The organism is Muricoccus vinaceus, from assembly GCF_042433125.1.
Taxonomy (GTDB): domain Bacteria; phylum Pseudomonadota; class Alphaproteobacteria; order Acetobacterales; family Acetobacteraceae; genus Roseomonas; species Roseomonas vinacea.
Genome location: NZ_JBHLVZ010000002.1, coordinates 667,608 through 682,793, shown reverse-complemented (window position 1 = coordinate 682,793; position 15,186 = coordinate 667,608). Strand labels below are relative to the sequence as shown.

Sequence of the window (15,186 nt, the reverse complement as noted above, 5' to 3'; positions counted from 1 at the left end):
GATGGCGCGGGCGGCGGATCAATAGCGATGGAAAAGGCGGAGTCCAGCGCCAAGGGCGCCAGCGCGGATGGCGGGCTGTTCGGGGACGGCCTCGTTTCCGCGCCCCCGGCGACCGCCAGGGGCAGGCGGCGCGCGCCGCCCGCCGGCCCGCCCTCGCGCCGCATCCGCGTGCTGCTGCCCCTTCCGCTCGATACGCCGGGGGGAGGGGCCTATGACTACCGCGTGCCCAACGGCACCCCCCTGCCGGAGCCGGGCAGCTTCGTTGCCGTGCCGCTGGGCGGGCGGGAGGTGCTGGGCGTCGCCTGGGACGGCGAGCCCGATGCCGGGCTGGCCGAGAACCGGCTGCGCGACATCCTGGGCGTGCTTCCCGCGCCGCCCATGAAGGAAAGCCTGCGCCGCTTCGTGGAATGGGTGGCGGCCTATACCCTCGCGCCGCCGGGGGCCGTGCTGCGCATGGCCATGTCGGTTCCCTCGGCGCTGGAGCCGGCGGGGCAGCAGGCCGGGTGGAAGCTTTCCGCCGCCGGGGAACTGGCCCAGGGCGGGGCGCCCGGCTATCGCCTGACCCCCCAGCGCAAGCGCGTGCTGGACGTGATGGAGCCCGGCGAGCCCCGCGCGGGCGCCGACATCGCCGACGAGGCCGAGGTTTCCACGGGCGTGCTGCGCGGCATGGCCGACCAGGGGCTGATCGAGCCCGCCCTGCTGCCCCGCCCGCGCAGCTTCGCGCGCCCCGATCCCGAGCATCCCGGGCCCTCGCTGCTGGAGGAGCAGGAGGAGGCGGCCGCGGGCCTGCGCGAGTCCGTGGCCCGGCGCGCCTTCGGCGTGACGCTGCTGGCGGGGGTGACGGGTTCGGGCAAGACCGAGGTTTACCTGGACGCGGTGGCCGAATGCCTGCGCCAGGGGCGGCAGGCGCTGGTGCTGCTGCCCGAGATCGCGCTGTCCTCCCAATGGCTGGACCGCTTCAAGGAGCGCTTCGGCTGCGCGCCGGCCATCTGGCACTCCGAGCTTTCGGGACGCCTGCGCCGCGCCACCTGGCGGGCGGTGGCGGATGGCGAGGCGCCGGTGCTGGTGGGCGCTCGCTCCGCCCTGTTCCTGCCCTTCCCGGACCTCGGCCTGATCATCGTGGACGAGGAGCACGAGACCGCCTTCAAGCAGGAGGACGGCGTGATCTACCACGCGCGCGACATGGCCGTGGTGCGCGCCCGCATGGCCGAGGCCACCTGCGTGCTGGTTTCCGCGACCCCCAGCCTGGAGACGCTGACCAACGCGGAGCAGGGCCGCTATTCCGCCCAGAACCTGCCCCGCCGCCACGGCAGCGCGGGCCTGCCGGAGGTGACGGTGCTGGACCTGCGCAAGGTGCCCCCCGAGCGCGGACGCTTCATCTCCCCGCCGCTGATCGAGGCGATCACCGAGACGCTGGCGCGCGGGGAGCAGGCGATGCTGTTCCTCAACCGCCGCGGCTACGCGCCCATGACGCTGTGCCGCGCCTGCGGGCACCGCATCCGCTGCCCCAACTGCACGGCCTGGCTGGTGGAGCACCGGGCCCAGCGGCGCCTGCAGTGCCACCACTGCGGCCACGCCGAGCCCATCCCCCAGCACTGCCCCGAATGCGGCGCCGAGGGCAGCCTGACCGCCATCGGCCCCGGGGTGGAGCGGGTGCAGGAGGAGGCCTCTGTGCTGTTCCCGGATGCGCGGCGGCTGGTCATGGCCTCCGACACCATCCCCGGCCCGGCGGCGGCGGCCGAGGCTGCGCGCATGATCTCGGACCGGGAGGTGGACCTGCTGATCGGCACGCAGATCGTGGCCAAGGGCTGGCACTTCGCGCACCTGACCCTGGTGGGGGTGGTGGATGCCGATCTCGGCCTCGCGGGCGGGGACCTCCGGGCGGCGGAGCGGACGGTGCAGCTTCTGCACCAGGTGTCCGGCCGCGCGGGGCGCGCGGAAAGCCCCGGCCGCGTGATGCTGCAATCCTGGAACCCCGACCATCCCGTCATGCAGGCGCTGGTGTCCGGCAACCTCGAGAACTTCATGGCCGAGGAGGCGGAGGCGCGCCGCCCCGGCGGCTGGCCGCCCTTCGGGCGCCTGGCGGCCCTGATCGTGAGTTCGGAGGACGAGCGCGCAGCCGACCGCGTGGCGCGCGACCTCGGCCTGGCCGCGCCGGGCGGGGAGGGGGTGGTGGTGCTCGGCCCCGCGCCCGCGCCGCTCTCCATGCTGCGCGGCCGGCACCGGCGGCGCCTGCTGCTGAAGGCGCGGCGGGACGTGGCGGTGCAGCCCCTGCTGCGGGAATGGCTGTCGAGGGTAGAGGTGCCGGGCGCCGTGCGTGTGCAGGTGGACGTGGACCCCGTCAGCTTCCTTTAAGTGATCGCCTCGGGGCAGGTAGGCGCTTCGCCGCGGGGCGGTGCGACCCTAGCCTTGTTCGGAGAACTTGGTCCGGAGCCGCCCTGGCGCGGCGACCGAGCCGATGACCGAAGGGGTGTTCCATGCGAATCCTGATAGCCGGCCTTCTTCTCGGGGCGCTGGCCCTGCCGGCCCTGGCACAATCCCCCCAGCCGCCGACGCAGGCGCCACCGGCCCGGCCGGCCCCGTCACCGCCGAGGGGTGCCGCGCCGCACACGCCGGCGCAGCACGCGCCCGCGGCGAGCGCGACCGATCTCAATCTGGCGACACCCGAGGAATTGCAGCTTCTGCCAGGCATCGGTCCGGCGCGGGCGGCGGCCATCGTGACCCATCGCCCCTACCGCTCGGTGGATGAGGTGACCTCGAAGGGCGCCGTGCCGATCTCCGTGGCCGATGGCTTCCGCGCGCGCGTCACGGCCACCCAGATCAACGTCAACGCCGCCACCAAGCGGGAGATGGTCAGCACCCTGCCGGGGATCGGCGATTCGCGGGCGGACGCGATTATCCGGGGGCGCCCCTATGCGCGACCGGAGGAACTCGTCAGCAAGGGCGGGGTGCCGCAGGCGGTCTTCGAGCGGATCCGCCATGCGGTCACCCTCCAATAGGGGCTGACCGCGCGCGCCGCCCTCAGCCCTGCCGGGGCAGGTCCTCGACGGCGTTCCGCGCTTCCGCCACGCCGGAACCCTCGATCGCCTCCTCCACCGGGTCCGGCTGGGCGACGAAGCCCGGCACGGCGGAGCGGAGCGCGGGATCGGACTCGTCCCCGTTCTTCAGGGCCTCGTCCATCTCCGCGCCGCGCCCGGTGCCGGGCTGGAGGCCGGTTTCCCAGCCCCCGGCGTCGCGCAGCGCCTTTTCTTCCGGCCGTTCCGGCCCGACGCGCCCGCCCATGATGTCAGGGCTTCCCGCCCGAGGCGGTGCCGGGCGCGCCCTTGCCCTGGTCGGTCTTGGCGCCCGTGTCGTGCCCGCTCGGCGAGATGAAGCCGGTGGTGCCGGTCTTGGGCGCGGGGTCGGAGGCCGGGAAGGTGTCTTCCACGCCCTTGTCGACCTTGGCCTCGGTGCCGGCACCCGGCTTGAGGTCGGACACCCAGTCGCCGGTCTCGCTGTCCCGCTTCTGGTCGGTCTTGTCCTTGTCCATCGATCTTTCCCCCTCTGGAGGTGCTTGTGTGGGCCGGGACCGCACGGCCAAGTGCCGTGTGCCCGGTCAGGAATAGAGCGCGGAGGCCGGGCAAGGGTTCCATCCGGCAACCGCCCCACCCATCTCCCGCGTGAAGCCCGCGCCCCCGGGTCGGGCCTGATGCGGCGCAGGGCGGTTGCCGCCCCGCATTGCACCGTGTTAAGGGGCGCCCGCCGATGCCCGGGGGATTCTCCGGGTTCTTCGCGCAGGCCCGGGACGCCTCCCCCAGTCGGGACCGCATCGGGCCGACGGGTCTTCACCAACCCTCGAACGGGATCGCAAGTGGCCTCCGAAGCAGCCGCCAACGTCCAGAACTCAGCGCCGCAGACCGGTGGCGCCGCGCAGCGCTACGCGCTCGCGCTGCTGGATCTGGCCAAGGACAAGAAGACGGTGGACGCCGTCGCGACCGACGTCGAGAACCTCGCGACCCTTGCCCGCGACGATCCCGGCTTCCGCGCCTTTATCGCCGATCCGCGCCTGGACGCCGTCGCCCAGCGCAACGCCACCTTCTCCGTCCTCGACCGCGCCCGCGTGTCGGGGGACGTGCGGAACTTGGTCGGCGTGATGATCGCGAACCGGCGCCTCGCCATCCTGCCGGAGGTCCTTTCGGCCTTCGACACGCTGCTGGCCGAGCAGCGCGGGCAGCAGGCGGCCGAGGTCATCACCGCCCATCCGCTGAGCAACACCCAGCGCACCCAGATCGCCGCCCGCCTCACCGAGGCCGGGTACTCGAATGTCCGCCTGTCCGAGACAGTGGACCCGTCCATCCTGGGCGGCCTGATCGTCAAGATCGGGTCCCGCCTTTACGACACATCCATCAAGTCCAGGCTCCAGCGCCTGAGCTACGCCATGAAGGGGGCTGCCTGACCATGGACATCCGTCCCGCAGAGATTTCGGACATCCTGAAGCAGCAGATCGCTGGCTTCGACACCGACGCCAACGTGGCGGAAGTGGGCACCGTGCTGACGGTCGGCGACGGCATCGCCCGTTGCTACGGCCTGCAGAACGTCATGGCCGGCGAGATGGTGGAGTTCCCCTCCGCCGGCGTCCGCGGCATGGCGCTGAACCTCGAATCCGACAATGTCGGCGTCGTGATCTTCGGCGACGACACGCGCATCCGCGAGGGTGACACCGTGTCCCGCACGGGCACCATCGTGGACGTGCCGGTGGGCCGCGGCCTGCTCGGCCGCGTGGTCGACGGATTGGGCAACCCGATCGACGGCAAGGGCCCGCTGGTCGATGTCACGCGCAGCCGCGTCGAGGTGAAGGCGCCGGGGATCATTCCCCGCAAGTCCGTGCACGAGCCGATGCAGACGGGCATCAAGGCGATCGACAGCCTGATCCCGATCGGCCGCGGCCAGCGCGAGCTGGTGATCGGCGACCGCCAGACCGGCAAGACCGCCGTCATCATCGACACGATCCTCAACCAGAAGACGATCAACGCCGGCGCCGACGAGGCGAAGAAGCTCTACTGCATCTACGTCGCGATCGGGCAGAAGCGCTCCACCGTCGCGCAGCTCGTGCGCACCCTCGAGGAGCGCGGCGCGATGGAATACTCCATCGTCGTGGCCGCGACGGCCTCCGACCCGGCTCCCATGCAGTTCCTGGCGCCCTACACCGGCTGCACGATGGGCGAGTTCTTCCGCGACAACGGCATGCACGCGGTCATCTTCTACGACGACCTGTCCAAGCAAGCGGTGGCCTACCGCCAGATGTCGCTGCTGCTGCGCCGCCCGCCGGGCCGCGAGGCCTATCCGGGCGACGTGTTCTACCTGCACTCCCGCCTGCTGGAGCGCGCGGCGAAGATGGGCGAGGAGGCCGGCCTCGGCTCGCTGACCGCGCTGCCCGTGATCGAGACGCAGGCGGGCGACGTGTCCGCCTATATCCCGACCAACGTGATCTCCATCACGGACGGGCAGATCTTCCTTGAGACCGAGCTGTTCTTCCGCGGCATCCGCCCGGCCGTGAACGTCGGCCTCTCGGTTTCGCGCGTCGGCTCCGCCGCCCAGATCAAGGCGATGAAGCAGGTGGCGGGCAAGATCAAGCTGGAGCTGGCGCAGTACCGCGAGATGGCGGCCTTCGCCCAGTTCGCCTCCGACCTCGACGCCTCCACCCAGGCGCTGCTGGCCCGCGGCGCGCGGCTGACGGAACTGCTGAAGCAGCCCCAGTACGCGCCCGTGCCGGTGGAGGAGCAGGTGGTTTCGATCTTCGCCGGCACCCGCGGCTACCTGGACAAGGTGCCCGTGAACAAGGTGGGCGAGTTCGAGAAGCGGATGCTCGGCGAGCTGAAGGCGGCCAAGCCGGAAATCCTGGAAGGCATCCGCACGAGCGGGCAGATCACCGGCGACAACGACAAGGCGCTGGCGGGCTTCCTCGACGGCTTCGCCAAGTCCTTCGGCTGACCCGGGAGTAGCGGAGCACTCCCATGGCCAGCCTCAAGGACCTGCGCGGTCGCATCAACAGCGTGAAGTCGACCCGCAAGATCACGCAGGCGATGAAGATGGTCGCCGCCGCCAAGCTGCGCCGTGCCCAGGCGCAGGCCGAGGCGGCGCGGCCCTATGCCCAGCGGATGGAGCGCATGCTGGCGTCCCTGGGCGCGGCCGTGGTGGGCAGCCCCGACGCGCCGAAGATGCTGATCGGCACCGGGCGCGACCAGGTCCACCTGCTGGTGGTCGTCACCGCCGAGCGTGGGCTTTCCGGTGCCTTCAACACGAATGCGGGCCGTTTCGCGCGTGCCCGTGCCCGTGCGCTGGAGGCCGAGGGCAAGACGGTCAAGCTGCTGACGGTGGGCCGCAAGGGCGCGACCTTCCTCAAGCGCGAGCTTGCCAGCCGCGTGGTGGGCGAGATCAGCTACGCCAACGTCAAGCGCCTCGGCTTCGAGCAGGCGGACGAGATCGCCACCCGCATCACCGCGATGCTGGAGGCCGGCGAGTTCGACGTCTGCACGCTGATTTACAACCGGTTCCAGAGCGTGATCGCCCAGGTGCCGAGCGAGCAGCGCCTGATCCCCGCGCCGCTTCCCGCCAATGACCCCGGCGCCACCGGGGAATCGCAGGCGCTCTACGAATACGAGCCTGGCGAGGAGGAGCTTCTGGCGGCGCTGCTGCCGAAGAATCTCGCCATCCAGATCTACCGCGCGCTGCTGGAGAACGCGGCCGGCTTCTTCGGAAGCCAGATGACCGCCATGGACAACGCCACCCGCAACGCCGGCGACATGATCAACAGGCTGACGCTCAACTACAACCGCACGCGACAGGCCAACATCACCAGGGAGCTGATCGAGATCATCTCCGGTGCTGAAGCCGTCTGAAGGAACCCAAGCCATGAAGAACAACGTCGGCAAGGTCACCCAGATCCTCGGCGCCGTGGTGGACGTGCAGTTCCCCGCCGAGCTGCCGCAGATCCTCAACGCGCTCACGGTCGATGTTTCCGGCCGCACCCTCGTGCTCGAGGTCGCGCAGCACCTCGGCGAGCGCACGGTGCGCGCCATCGCCATGGACACCACGGACGGCCTCGTCCGCGGCTCCGAGGTGGTGGACCAGGGCAAGGGCATCTCCGTGCCCGTGGGCGAGGGCACCCTCGGCCGCATCGTGAACGTCATCGGCGAGCCGATCGACGAGCGCGGCCCCGTGCCCCACGAGAAGGAATACACCATCCACCGCGCCGCCCCCCTCTTCGAGGACCAGGCGACGAGCACCGAGATCCTGGTGACGGGCATCAAGGTGGTGGACCTGCTCGCCCCCTACTCCAAGGGCGGCAAGATCGGCCTGTTCGGCGGCGCCGGCGTCGGCAAGACCGTGACGATCCAGGAGCTGATCAACAACATCGCCAAGGGCCACGGCGGCGTGTCCGTCTTCGCGGGCGTCGGCGAGCGCACGCGCGAGGGCAACGACCTTTATCACGAGATGATCGACGCCGGTGTCATCAAGCTGAACGAGAACGACACCACCGGTTCGAAGGTGGCGCTCGTCTACGGCCAGATGAACGAGCCGCCGGGCGCCCGCGCCCGCGTCGCCCTTTCGGGCCTGTCGATGGCGGAGTACTTCCGCGACGAGCAGGGCCAGGACGTGCTCTTCTTTATCGACAACATCTTCCGCTTCACCCAGGCGGGCGCCGAGGTTTCGGCCCTGCTCGGCCGCATCCCCTCCGCGGTGGGCTACCAGCCGACGCTGGCCACCGACATGGGCGCCCTGCAGGAGCGCATCACCTCCACCAAGAAGGGCTCGATCACCTCGGTGCAGGCGATCTACGTGCCCGCCGACGACCTGACCGACCCGGCGCCGGCCACCTCCTTCGCGCACCTTGACGCGACGACGGTGCTCAACCGCTCCATCGCCGAGCTCGGCATCTTCCCGGCCGTGGACCCGCTGGACTCCACCTCCCGCGCGCTCGACCCGCGCGTGGTGGGCGAGGAGCACTACCGCGTCGCCCGCGAGGTGCAGCGCGTGCTGCAGACCTACAAGTCGCTGCAGGACATCATCGCGATCCTGGGCATGGACGAGCTGTCCGAGGAGGACAAGCTGGTCGTGGCGCGCGCGCGCAAGATCCAGCGCTTCCTGTCCCAGCCCTTCCACGTGGCCGAGGTCTTCACGGGCACGCCGGGCGTCTTCGTGAAGCTCGAGGACACGATCCGCTCCTTCGCGGGCATCGTGGCCGGCGACTACGACCACCTCCCCGAGGCCGCCTTCTACATGGTCGGCACCATCGAGGAGGCCGTGAAGAAGGCCGACACCCTCAAGGTCTCGGCGTAACCCTCATGGCCACCTTCGACCTCGAGCTGGTGAGCCCGGAGCGCCTGCTCCTCTCGCGCCCCGTCGAGATGGCGGTCATCCCGGCCTATGAGGGCGAGATGGGCGTGCTGCCCGGCCACGCGCCGATGATCGTCGCCCTCCGGGGCGGCGTCATCCGCGTGACCGAGGGTGGGCGCGAGACGGAAAGCCTGTTCATCATGGGCGGCTTCGCCGAGATCACCCCGGCCCGCGTGACGGTTCTGGCGGACGAGGCGACCCCGCTTGCCTCGCTTTCCCGCGCCGCTGCCGCGCAGCGCGTGACGGAGGCGGAGGCCGCGCTGGCCGCCGCCGCCAACGACCTTCCGGAGATCCGCGATCGTGCGAACGACCGGCTGATGGCGGCCCGGGCCATGCAGGACGCCGCGCAGGCGGCCTGAAGCCTCCGGGCACGCGCCCGCCGTTCCCGGTTCCGCCTCAGCGGAGTTCGCGGGCGAAGCGCAGGATCTCCTGGCCGAGCTCGTCGTCCGCGGTGCCCACCGCGAAGATTTCCGAGACATGATTGTGCCCGCGCATCTGAACGATGCGCGGGCATTTTCCGTCCCGCCAGCAGGCCCCTAGCGCGAGTTCCACAGTCGGGGCGCCCAGGAAGGGCGGGTCGTATTCGGCGCTGAACAGCAGCATCGGCAAGCGGCTCCGCCCCATATGCGTCATGGGGGAGCGCGCCGCGTACAGCGCGGGGTCCGGGCCGAAATAGGCGATGTTGCCCGGCCCCTTGTCCTCCGCCGTCATCTTGAGGAACCCGCTGCCCAGGATGAGCCCGGCGATGCCTGGACCCTCCGCCGGGTGCAGGGCCGGGTCGAAGGCAAAGGAGGCGGCGTGGGTGGCGCCGGCCGAATGCCCCATCAGCACGATGCGGCCGGGATCGCCGCCGAAGCGCGCCGCGTTGGCGCGCACCCATGCTATGGCCGCGCCCACGTCCCGGGCGCCGGCTGGCCAGGGGTGTTGCGGTGCCAGGCGGTAGGTGACGGCGACGCCCACCATGCCGTTGCGCGCGGCATAGGCGGGGATGTTCGCCTCCCTCTCGCCGCGCACGAACCCGCCGCCATGAACGAAGACCAGCACCGGGCGAGGGGGCGCCGAGCCGGGCGGCGCGTAGACGTCCAGCAGGTGGCGGGCGTCCGGCCCGTAGGACTGGTCGCGCGTGACGGAAAGCCCGTCGGTCGCCGCCTGGGGGATGGGGGCGAAAAGGGCGCGGGTGGCCGCGAGCACCGCGCCGTCGAAGCTGGGTCCCATCGCCGCGATCCGGGCGCCCACCTCCGCCGGGAGGCGGTCGATCTGCGCCGAGGCCGGCGCGGCGTTCAGCAGGGCGAGGAGCAGGCCGCACAGTGGTCCGGGCCAGCATCTTACCGGGAACATCGGCCTCGCCCTTCCTGCCACGGCCCCGCACCCGGGACTTCGCGAGGGGAGCATGATGGATGCCGCAGGTCTCCGGCAAGGCGGAGCCGGCACCAGGGGAAAGCCGATTACTGGCGCGCAGGGCTTGAAAGCCACCCCCGTGGGCCGGCAAATGTCAGCAAGAGCCCGCCCCCTTGCAAGAAGTACAAGCCTATGAAGCACTGGACCCTCGACCAGATCGCCTGGGATGCCTTCGATCCCTCGAAGGTCGATGCGGGCATCCTGGCGCTGGTGAAGGCGGCTGCCCTGGTCGAGAAGAACGGGGTCGATTACGCGATCTACCTGAACAACGTCTTCACCGGCGATCCCGACTTCCGTCAGGCCGCCGACAACTGGGCGGTGGAGGAGGTGCAGCACGGCGACGCGCTGGGCCGCTGGGCCGAGATCGCCGATCCCGGCTGGTCCTTCGATGAAGCCTTCGCCCGCTACCGCGCCGGCTACAAGATCGACGTGAAGGCCGATGCCTCCATCCGGGGTTCCCGCACGGGCGAGCTGATCGCGCGCTGCATGGTGGAGACGGGCACCTCCTCCTACTACACCGCGCTGGGCGAGAGCACGGAGGAGCCGGTGCTGAAGCAGGTCTGCCGCCTGATCGCGGCCGACGAGTACCGGCACTTCAAGCTCTTCTACGACCACATGAAGCGCTATCTGGCGCGGGAGAAGCTGTCCTTCCCGCAGCGGCTGCGCGTGGCCGCCGGGCGGATCGGGGAATCGGAGGACGACGAGCTCGCCTTCGCCTATCATTGCGGCAATGAGACCGCGGATACCCCGTACAGCCATGACCGATGCATGCGCGGCTACATGGGCCGGGCCATGTCCTACTACCGGTTCCGCCACATCGAGCGCGGCATGGGCATGATCTTCAAGTCGATCGGGCTGGAGCCCCGCGGGCGGCTGTCGGATCTCGCGGCCAAGGGAGCCTGGAAGCTGCTGCAATGGCGCCGCAGCAAGTATGCGCAAGGCGGGGCGGCGAACGAGAACGCCGCGCCCCGGGCCGCGGCCTGACGATGGCCGCATCCCCCCTTCCCCCGGCAGGGGGGGTATGCCGGCGGGTGCTCCTGGGCACCTCCCTGGCCGCCGCCGCGGCGGGCCGCGCCGGCGCGCAGGCGCTTCAGCCCGGTGCGGCGGCCGCCGGCCCCGGCCTGTACCAGATCGCACGCGAGAAGGGGCTGACCTTCGGCGCGGCCGTGCAGGCCGGCCTTCTGGCGAGCGATGCATCCTATGCCGCCGCCTATGAGCGCGAGGCCGGGCTGCTCGTGCCGGAGTTCGAGGGGAAGTGGGCCACGCTCCAGCCCCGGGAAGGCGAGTTCGACTTCGCCCAGCTGGACGCCATCGTGCAATGGGGACTGGCGAGGGGCCGCGCGACCCGCGGCCATGCCCTGGTCTGGCACGAATCCTTTCCACAATGGGCCGTGGCTGCCGTGGCCGAGGGCGCGCCGCGCGCACGGGCCGTGATGGCCGCGCATATTGCCCGGGTTCTGTCCACCACGCGCCTGCGCATCCGCGACTGGGACGTGGTGAACGAAGCGGTGGCGGACCCGCCGGGCAGCGATACCCCGCAGCCAGAGGGCGAGCTGCGCAACACGCCCCTGCTGCGTGCCCTCGGCCCCTCCTACATTGAGACGGCGTTCCGCATGGCGCGCGAGCAGGACGCGACGCTGCGGCTGGTCCTGAACGACTACGGCCTGGAGGAGGACACGCCCTGGGCCGAGGAGAAGCGCCGGCGCCTGCTGGTGCTGGTTCGCGGCTTGGTGCAGCGGAAGGTGCCGCTGGATGCGGTCGGCATCCAGGCGCATCTTCAGATCGTCCGGCCGTTCAGCCGACCGGTGTTCAGGGATTTCGTCCGGGCCCTCCGGGCCGAGGGGCTGGCGGTGCTGGTGACGGAGCTGGACATCCGCGAGGGAAACGGCATCCCCGAGGACTACGTCGCCCGCGACCGGCTGGTGGCCGAGCGGGCCGCCGCCTTCACCGAGGCCGCCCTGGAGGGTGGGGTTCGCACCTTCCTGACCTGGGGGCTGGTGGACCGCTACTCCTGGCTGGTGAGCGAGCCCGGCGTGGCCCGGCAGGACGGCAAGCTGCACCGGGGCCTGCCGCTGGACTGGGAGTTCAGCCGAAAGGAGATGTGGCGGGCGATGGCACAGGCCTTCGCCGCGGCCTGACGCGGTTTCATCCGCATCGGGCCTGGCCGGGGCTCGCCCTAGCCCGCCACCGCGTATCGCGCGAAGTCCTGCGCCAGCCGCTCATAGATCGGGCGGCGGAAGGGCACGGCGATCGCCGGCAGCTCCGTCAGCGGCGCCCAGCGCCAGGCGTCGAACTCCTGGTGGGCATCGGCATCCAGGCGGATATCGGAATCCTCGCCCATGAAGCGCAGGGCGAACCACATCTGCGTCTGCCCGCGGAACTTGCCGCCCAGCGCCCGGCCGATGAGGTGGGCAGGCAGGTCGTAGTCCAGCCACTCGTCCATGCGACCGATGACCCGGGCCTTCGTGGTGCCGATCTCCTCGGAAAGCTCGCGCAGCACGGCGGCTTCAGGGTCCTCGCCAGGGTCCAGCCCTCCCTGGGGAAGCTGCCAGGCGCCGGACGTGGCCTCCCCCGCCGGCTGGTCGGCGCGGCGGGCGATCAGCACCAGGCCCTGGCGATTGAACAGGCAGGCGCCGACATTGGGGCGCAGGGGCAGGTCGCTCATGGTGATCGGGGCATTTCCTCGGGGCGGCGTATCAGGGCGGTGACGGGTGCCATGACCAGGCCGCGCGCTTCCAGGCCCGCGGCCCAGGCCGCCACGCGGTCCACCAGCACGGGGGAAACGTCGGCGGCCAGGCCCAGGGCCGATCCCTTCTCGCGCGCCAGGCGCTCCAACTCGGCCAGGCGGCGATCGATCTCGCCGCGGGTCGCGGGCTCGTCCACCACGATGTCCACGCTGCGCCCCCAGGCGCGGGCCGGCTGCGGCGAGCCGGGGCGCGGGTCGATATAGAGCAGCCCGCGCTCGCGCATCACGTCCTGCACGCCGCCGATGGATTCCGCCAGCGCCGCGAAGCGCTCCCCCCGCATGGGGCCCAGCGCGCCGATCGCGCCAACCTGCCCGGTGACGCGGGACATGACCCAGGCCAGCCGGTCGCCGTTCTCGGAGGGGGCGAGGGTGGTGAGCAGGGCGCGCTCGCCCGGGTCGTTGGCGGGGTAGTTGGCGGGTTCCAGCGGCAGGGCGCTCAGCACCTCCATGCCGCGCAGCCGTGCGCGCTCCAGCAGCGGGTCGGGGCGGGAGGCATAGGGAGAGAAGGCGAGGCCGGTGGCGGGCGGCAGGCGGCGGATCGCTTCTTCGGACAGCGAGGCGGACAGGCCGAGATTGCCCACCACGAGCGCCACGCGGGGGCGTGGGTCGGAGCGGTCGAACGGGCGCCCGTAGGTGCGGATGGCCGTGCGGCCCTCCGGGCCAAGCCGGGGCAGGGGGCCGTAGCGGGAGGGCTCCTGAAGGGCCGGATCAGGCGGTGCGATGGGGCGGTCCGGCGCCGCCTCCATGCGCGAGGCGAGGCTGGGCAGCGGCGGGGGCTCCGGTGCGCTGGGCAGCGCGGCCAGCGTGGAGCGTGGCACGACAGGGGTGGGGGCCAGGGCCTGGGCCGCCGGGGCGGCGGGCTCCTCGGGTTCCGCCACCGCAGGAGCGGCCCCGGCGGGGGAAAGGTCCTGCTCCGGCAGGGCCACCGGCGCCGCCTCGCGAAGCGGTGCGTTGTCGTTGGCGGCCACCGGCGGGGCGGCGGGTTCCGGCGTCCCGCCGGCGGGCCGGGTCAGACCGGGCGGAATTCCCCCCGCGGGCGGCCCCATCCCGTCGAGCGCCAGCGCGCCGAGCATGAGCGCGCCGATCACCGCCAGCCAGAAGACGCCCAGTGCCCTCATGCGCGGCCTGGCGTCCTCTCAATCACTCAGCGGCTGGCGCGGCGCTGGGGTGGGTTGGCCGCGATGGTCCGCAGCAGCCCCAGCGCCTGCTGCAACTGGTGGTCGGTTTCCGGCTTGGTCGGGTCGAAGGCGGCGGCGCCCTCCGCGGGCAGGCGCTGCACGCGCTCGGCGGCGCCCGCCGGAAGCACCAGGGGCGGCAGGGGGGCGGGCGGGCGGGCATTGACGCCCTGGGCCGGGGCCGTGCCGCCGTTGTCGTTGCGCAGCGCCCGGCGCAGGTCGGCCTCGCGGTCCCGCTCGCGGGTCTGCTGCGCGTCCTCGCGCTGGGCCAGAACCTCGATGTCGGGCTCGATTCCCGTCGCCTGGATGGAGCGGCCGGAAGGGGTGTAGTAGCGCGCGGTGGTCAGGCGGATGGCGCCGTTGCCGGGCAGCGGCATCACGGTCTGCACCGAACCCTTGCCGAAGCTCTTCACCCCCATGACGATGGCGCGCCGGTGGTCCTGCAGCGCCCCCGCCACGATCTCGGAGGCCGAGGCGGAGCCGGCGTTCACCAGCACCACGATGGGCAGGCCCTGGGCGATGTCGCCCGTGCGCGCGTTCCAGCGCTGCGCGTCCTCGGGGCGGCGGGCGCGCGTGGAAACGATCTCGCCCTGGTCGAGGAAGTCGTCGGACACCTGGATGGCCTGGTCCAGCAGGCCGCCGGGGTTGTTGCGGAGGTCGAGCACGATGCCCTTCAGCCCGTCGCGCGCCTGGGTGCGGAGGTTGGAGAGCGCGCGGCGCAGGCCGACCTCGGTCTGCTCGTTGAAGGAGGTCAGGCGCACATAGGCGACGTCGCTGCCCTCCAGCCGGGCGCGGACCACCTGCGGGCGGATCACGTCCCGCGTCAGGGAAAGCTCGATCGGCGCCGCCGATCCCTCGCGCCGGATCGTCAGGCGGATGCTGCTGCCGCGCTCGCCCCGCATCTGGTCCACCGCCTCCTGCAGGGTCAGGCCCTGGGTGGTGGTGCTGTTGATGTGGGTGATCAGGTCGCCCGGCTTCACGCCCGCGCGGGCGGCCGGGGTCTCGTCGATGGGCGAGATCACCTTCACGTAGCCGGCTTCCTGGCTGACCTCGATGCCCAGGCCCCCGAACTCGCCGCGGGTCTGGACCTGCATGTCCCGGAAGGAGCGGAGGTTCATGTAGGAGGAGTGGGGATCGAGCCCCTGGAGCATCCCGTTGATCGCGTTCTCGATGACGTCGCGGTCGTTCACGGGCTCCACGTATTCGGCGCGGACGCGCTCGAACACGTCCCCGAACAGGTTCAGCAGCCGGTAGGTCTCGGCGCGCGAACCGTCCTGGGCCCAGGCGGCGACCACGGGGCCGATCACCACGCCGGCCGTGAAGGCAGCCGCAACCGGGGCGATGAGGCGCATCCGGCCACGCTTCCCCGCCGCTTGCGCCTGCGGGGGCTGGTCCGATGGTCCGGCGGCGTTATGCATCGAACAGGCACCCCTTCTGCCACGGCACGCCGTGGCGGCTCTCCATATTGCCCCGGAGCCTTCTGGCCCGTGG

15 protein-coding genes are annotated in these 15,186 nt (G+C 71.7%); 9 read left to right on the top strand and 6 right to left on the bottom strand.

All coding sequences use genetic code 11. The features are described from left to right. The first annotated feature begins 27 nt into the window (after positions 1 to 27). On the top strand, positions 28 to 2,355 hold the full coding sequence (locus tag ACFFIC_RS04995; protein WP_377049040.1) for a primosomal protein N': 2,328 nt from the start codon (positions 28 to 30) through the stop codon (positions 2,353 to 2,355). 122 nt (positions 2,356 to 2,477) lie between these two features. Beyond that, positions 2,478 to 2,999, top strand: a complete 522-nt coding sequence (locus ACFFIC_RS04990; RefSeq protein ID WP_377049039.1) for a ComEA family DNA-binding protein — start codon at positions 2,478 to 2,480, stop codon at positions 2,997 to 2,999. Positions 3,000 to 3,021: 22 nt separating this feature from the next. Here ACFFIC_RS04990 and ACFFIC_RS04985 read toward each other — a convergent pair whose 3' ends face one another. Next, a complete protein-coding gene (locus ACFFIC_RS04985; RefSeq protein WP_377049038.1) occupies positions 3,022 to 3,282 on the bottom strand; it encodes a hypothetical protein in 261 nt (86 codons plus the stop codon). Positions 3,283 to 3,286: 4 nt separating this feature from the next. Beyond that, entirely contained in the window at positions 3,287 to 3,529 is a 243-nt protein-coding gene (locus tag ACFFIC_RS04980; protein ID WP_377049037.1) for a hypothetical protein, read from the bottom strand. Positions 3,530 to 3,850: 321 nt separating this feature from the next. Between ACFFIC_RS04980 and ACFFIC_RS04975 the strand changes: the two genes are divergently transcribed. From ACFFIC_RS04975 to atpC, 5 genes are read left to right on the top strand one after another with little or no spacing between them, the layout of a single operon-like run. Beyond that, positions 3,851 to 4,435 (top strand): F0F1 ATP synthase subunit delta, encoded by a 585-nt coding sequence (locus ACFFIC_RS04975; protein WP_377049036.1) that lies wholly within the window; start codon positions 3,851 to 3,853, stop codon positions 4,433 to 4,435. Positions 4,436 to 4,437: 2 nt separating this feature from the next. Next, on the top strand, positions 4,438 to 5,970 hold the full coding sequence (gene atpA, locus ACFFIC_RS04970) for a F0F1 ATP synthase subunit alpha (RefSeq protein WP_377049035.1): 1,533 nt from the start codon (positions 4,438 to 4,440) through the stop codon (positions 5,968 to 5,970). Positions 5,971 to 5,993: 23 nt separating this feature from the next. Continuing rightward, positions 5,994 to 6,878 (top strand): F0F1 ATP synthase subunit gamma, encoded by an 885-nt coding sequence (locus ACFFIC_RS04965; protein ID WP_377049034.1) that lies wholly within the window; start codon positions 5,994 to 5,996, stop codon positions 6,876 to 6,878. Between the two features lie 13 nt (positions 6,879 to 6,891). Beyond that, positions 6,892 to 8,319 (top strand): F0F1 ATP synthase subunit beta, encoded by a 1,428-nt coding sequence (gene atpD, locus ACFFIC_RS04960; protein WP_377049033.1) that lies wholly within the window; start codon positions 6,892 to 6,894, stop codon positions 8,317 to 8,319. A 5-nt stretch (positions 8,320 to 8,324) separates the two neighbouring features. After that, entirely contained in the window at positions 8,325 to 8,735 is a 411-nt protein-coding gene (gene atpC, locus ACFFIC_RS04955; protein WP_377049032.1) for an ATP synthase F1 subunit epsilon, read from the top strand. 37 nt (positions 8,736 to 8,772) lie between these two features. Here atpC and ACFFIC_RS04950 read toward each other — a convergent pair whose 3' ends face one another. Continuing rightward, positions 8,773 to 9,714, bottom strand: a complete 942-nt coding sequence (locus ACFFIC_RS04950) for an alpha/beta hydrolase (protein WP_377049031.1) — start codon at positions 9,712 to 9,714, stop codon at positions 8,773 to 8,775. A gap of 192 nt (positions 9,715 to 9,906) precedes the next feature. On the opposite strand from ACFFIC_RS04950, the gene ACFFIC_RS04945 reads away from it, so the two are divergent. After that, the gene (locus tag ACFFIC_RS04945; protein WP_377049030.1) at positions 9,907 to 10,758 is read left to right on the top strand and encodes a ferritin-like domain-containing protein; all 852 of its coding nucleotides are present in this window, start codon (positions 9,907 to 9,909) and stop codon (positions 10,756 to 10,758) included. Positions 10,759 to 10,805: 47 nt separating this feature from the next. After that, complete coding sequence (locus ACFFIC_RS04940; protein ID WP_377049029.1) at positions 10,806 to 11,912, top strand: endo-1,4-beta-xylanase; 1,107 nt, start codon at positions 10,806 to 10,808, stop codon at positions 11,910 to 11,912. A gap of 38 nt (positions 11,913 to 11,950) precedes the next feature. Here ACFFIC_RS04940 and ACFFIC_RS04935 read toward each other — a convergent pair whose 3' ends face one another. The 3 genes from ACFFIC_RS04935 to ACFFIC_RS04925 are packed head-to-tail and all read right to left on the bottom strand — an operon-like array spanning position 11,951 to position 15,047. Then, positions 11,951 to 12,439, bottom strand: a complete 489-nt coding sequence (locus ACFFIC_RS04935) for an RNA pyrophosphohydrolase (protein ID WP_377049028.1) — start codon at positions 12,437 to 12,439, stop codon at positions 11,951 to 11,953. Then, entirely contained in the window at positions 12,436 to 13,638 is a 1,203-nt protein-coding gene (locus ACFFIC_RS04930) for a divergent polysaccharide deacetylase family protein (protein ID WP_377049027.1), read from the bottom strand. The genes ACFFIC_RS04935 and ACFFIC_RS04930 overlap by 4 nt, the downstream gene beginning before the upstream one ends. A gap of 26 nt (positions 13,639 to 13,664) precedes the next feature. Next, positions 13,665 to 15,047 (bottom strand): S41 family peptidase, encoded by a 1,383-nt coding sequence (locus tag ACFFIC_RS04925; RefSeq protein ID WP_377049026.1) that lies wholly within the window; start codon positions 15,045 to 15,047, stop codon positions 13,665 to 13,667. Positions 15,048 to 15,186: the final 139 nt, after the last annotated feature.

Excerpts from the sequence above, each read along its gene's own strand:
- atpA (WP_377049035.1), top strand. The coding sequence starts at position 4,438 with ATGGACATCCGTCCCGCAGAGATTTCGGACATCCTGAAGCAGCAGATC.
- ACFFIC_RS04950 (WP_377049031.1), bottom strand. The coding sequence starts at position 9,714 with ATGTTCCCGGTAAGATGCTGGCCCGGACCACTGTGCGGCCTGCTCCTC.
- ACFFIC_RS04935 (WP_377049028.1), bottom strand. The coding sequence starts at position 12,439 with ATGAGCGACCTGCCCCTGCGCCCCAATGTCGGCGCCTGCCTGTTCAAT.
- ACFFIC_RS04945 (WP_377049030.1), top strand. The coding sequence starts at position 9,907 with ATGAAGCACTGGACCCTCGACCAGATCGCCTGGGATGCCTTCGATCCC.
- ACFFIC_RS04930 (WP_377049027.1), bottom strand. The coding sequence starts at position 13,638 with ATGAGGGCACTGGGCGTCTTCTGGCTGGCGGTGATCGGCGCGCTCATG.
- ACFFIC_RS04925 (WP_377049026.1), bottom strand. The coding sequence starts at position 15,047 with ATGCGCCTCATCGCCCCGGTTGCGGCTGCCTTCACGGCCGGCGTGGTG.
- atpC (WP_377049032.1), top strand. The coding sequence starts at position 8,325 with ATGGCCACCTTCGACCTCGAGCTGGTGAGCCCGGAGCGCCTGCTCCTC.
- ACFFIC_RS04995 (WP_377049040.1), top strand. The coding sequence starts at position 28 with ATGGAAAAGGCGGAGTCCAGCGCCAAGGGCGCCAGCGCGGATGGCGGG.
- ACFFIC_RS04980 (WP_377049037.1), bottom strand. The coding sequence starts at position 3,529 with ATGGACAAGGACAAGACCGACCAGAAGCGGGACAGCGAGACCGGCGAC.
- ACFFIC_RS04990 (WP_377049039.1), top strand. The coding sequence starts at position 2,478 with ATGCGAATCCTGATAGCCGGCCTTCTTCTCGGGGCGCTGGCCCTGCCG.
- ACFFIC_RS04965 (WP_377049034.1), top strand. The coding sequence starts at position 5,994 with ATGGCCAGCCTCAAGGACCTGCGCGGTCGCATCAACAGCGTGAAGTCG.
- atpD (WP_377049033.1), top strand. The coding sequence starts at position 6,892 with ATGAAGAACAACGTCGGCAAGGTCACCCAGATCCTCGGCGCCGTGGTG.
- ACFFIC_RS04985 (WP_377049038.1), bottom strand. The coding sequence starts at position 3,282 with ATGGGCGGGCGCGTCGGGCCGGAACGGCCGGAAGAAAAGGCGCTGCGC.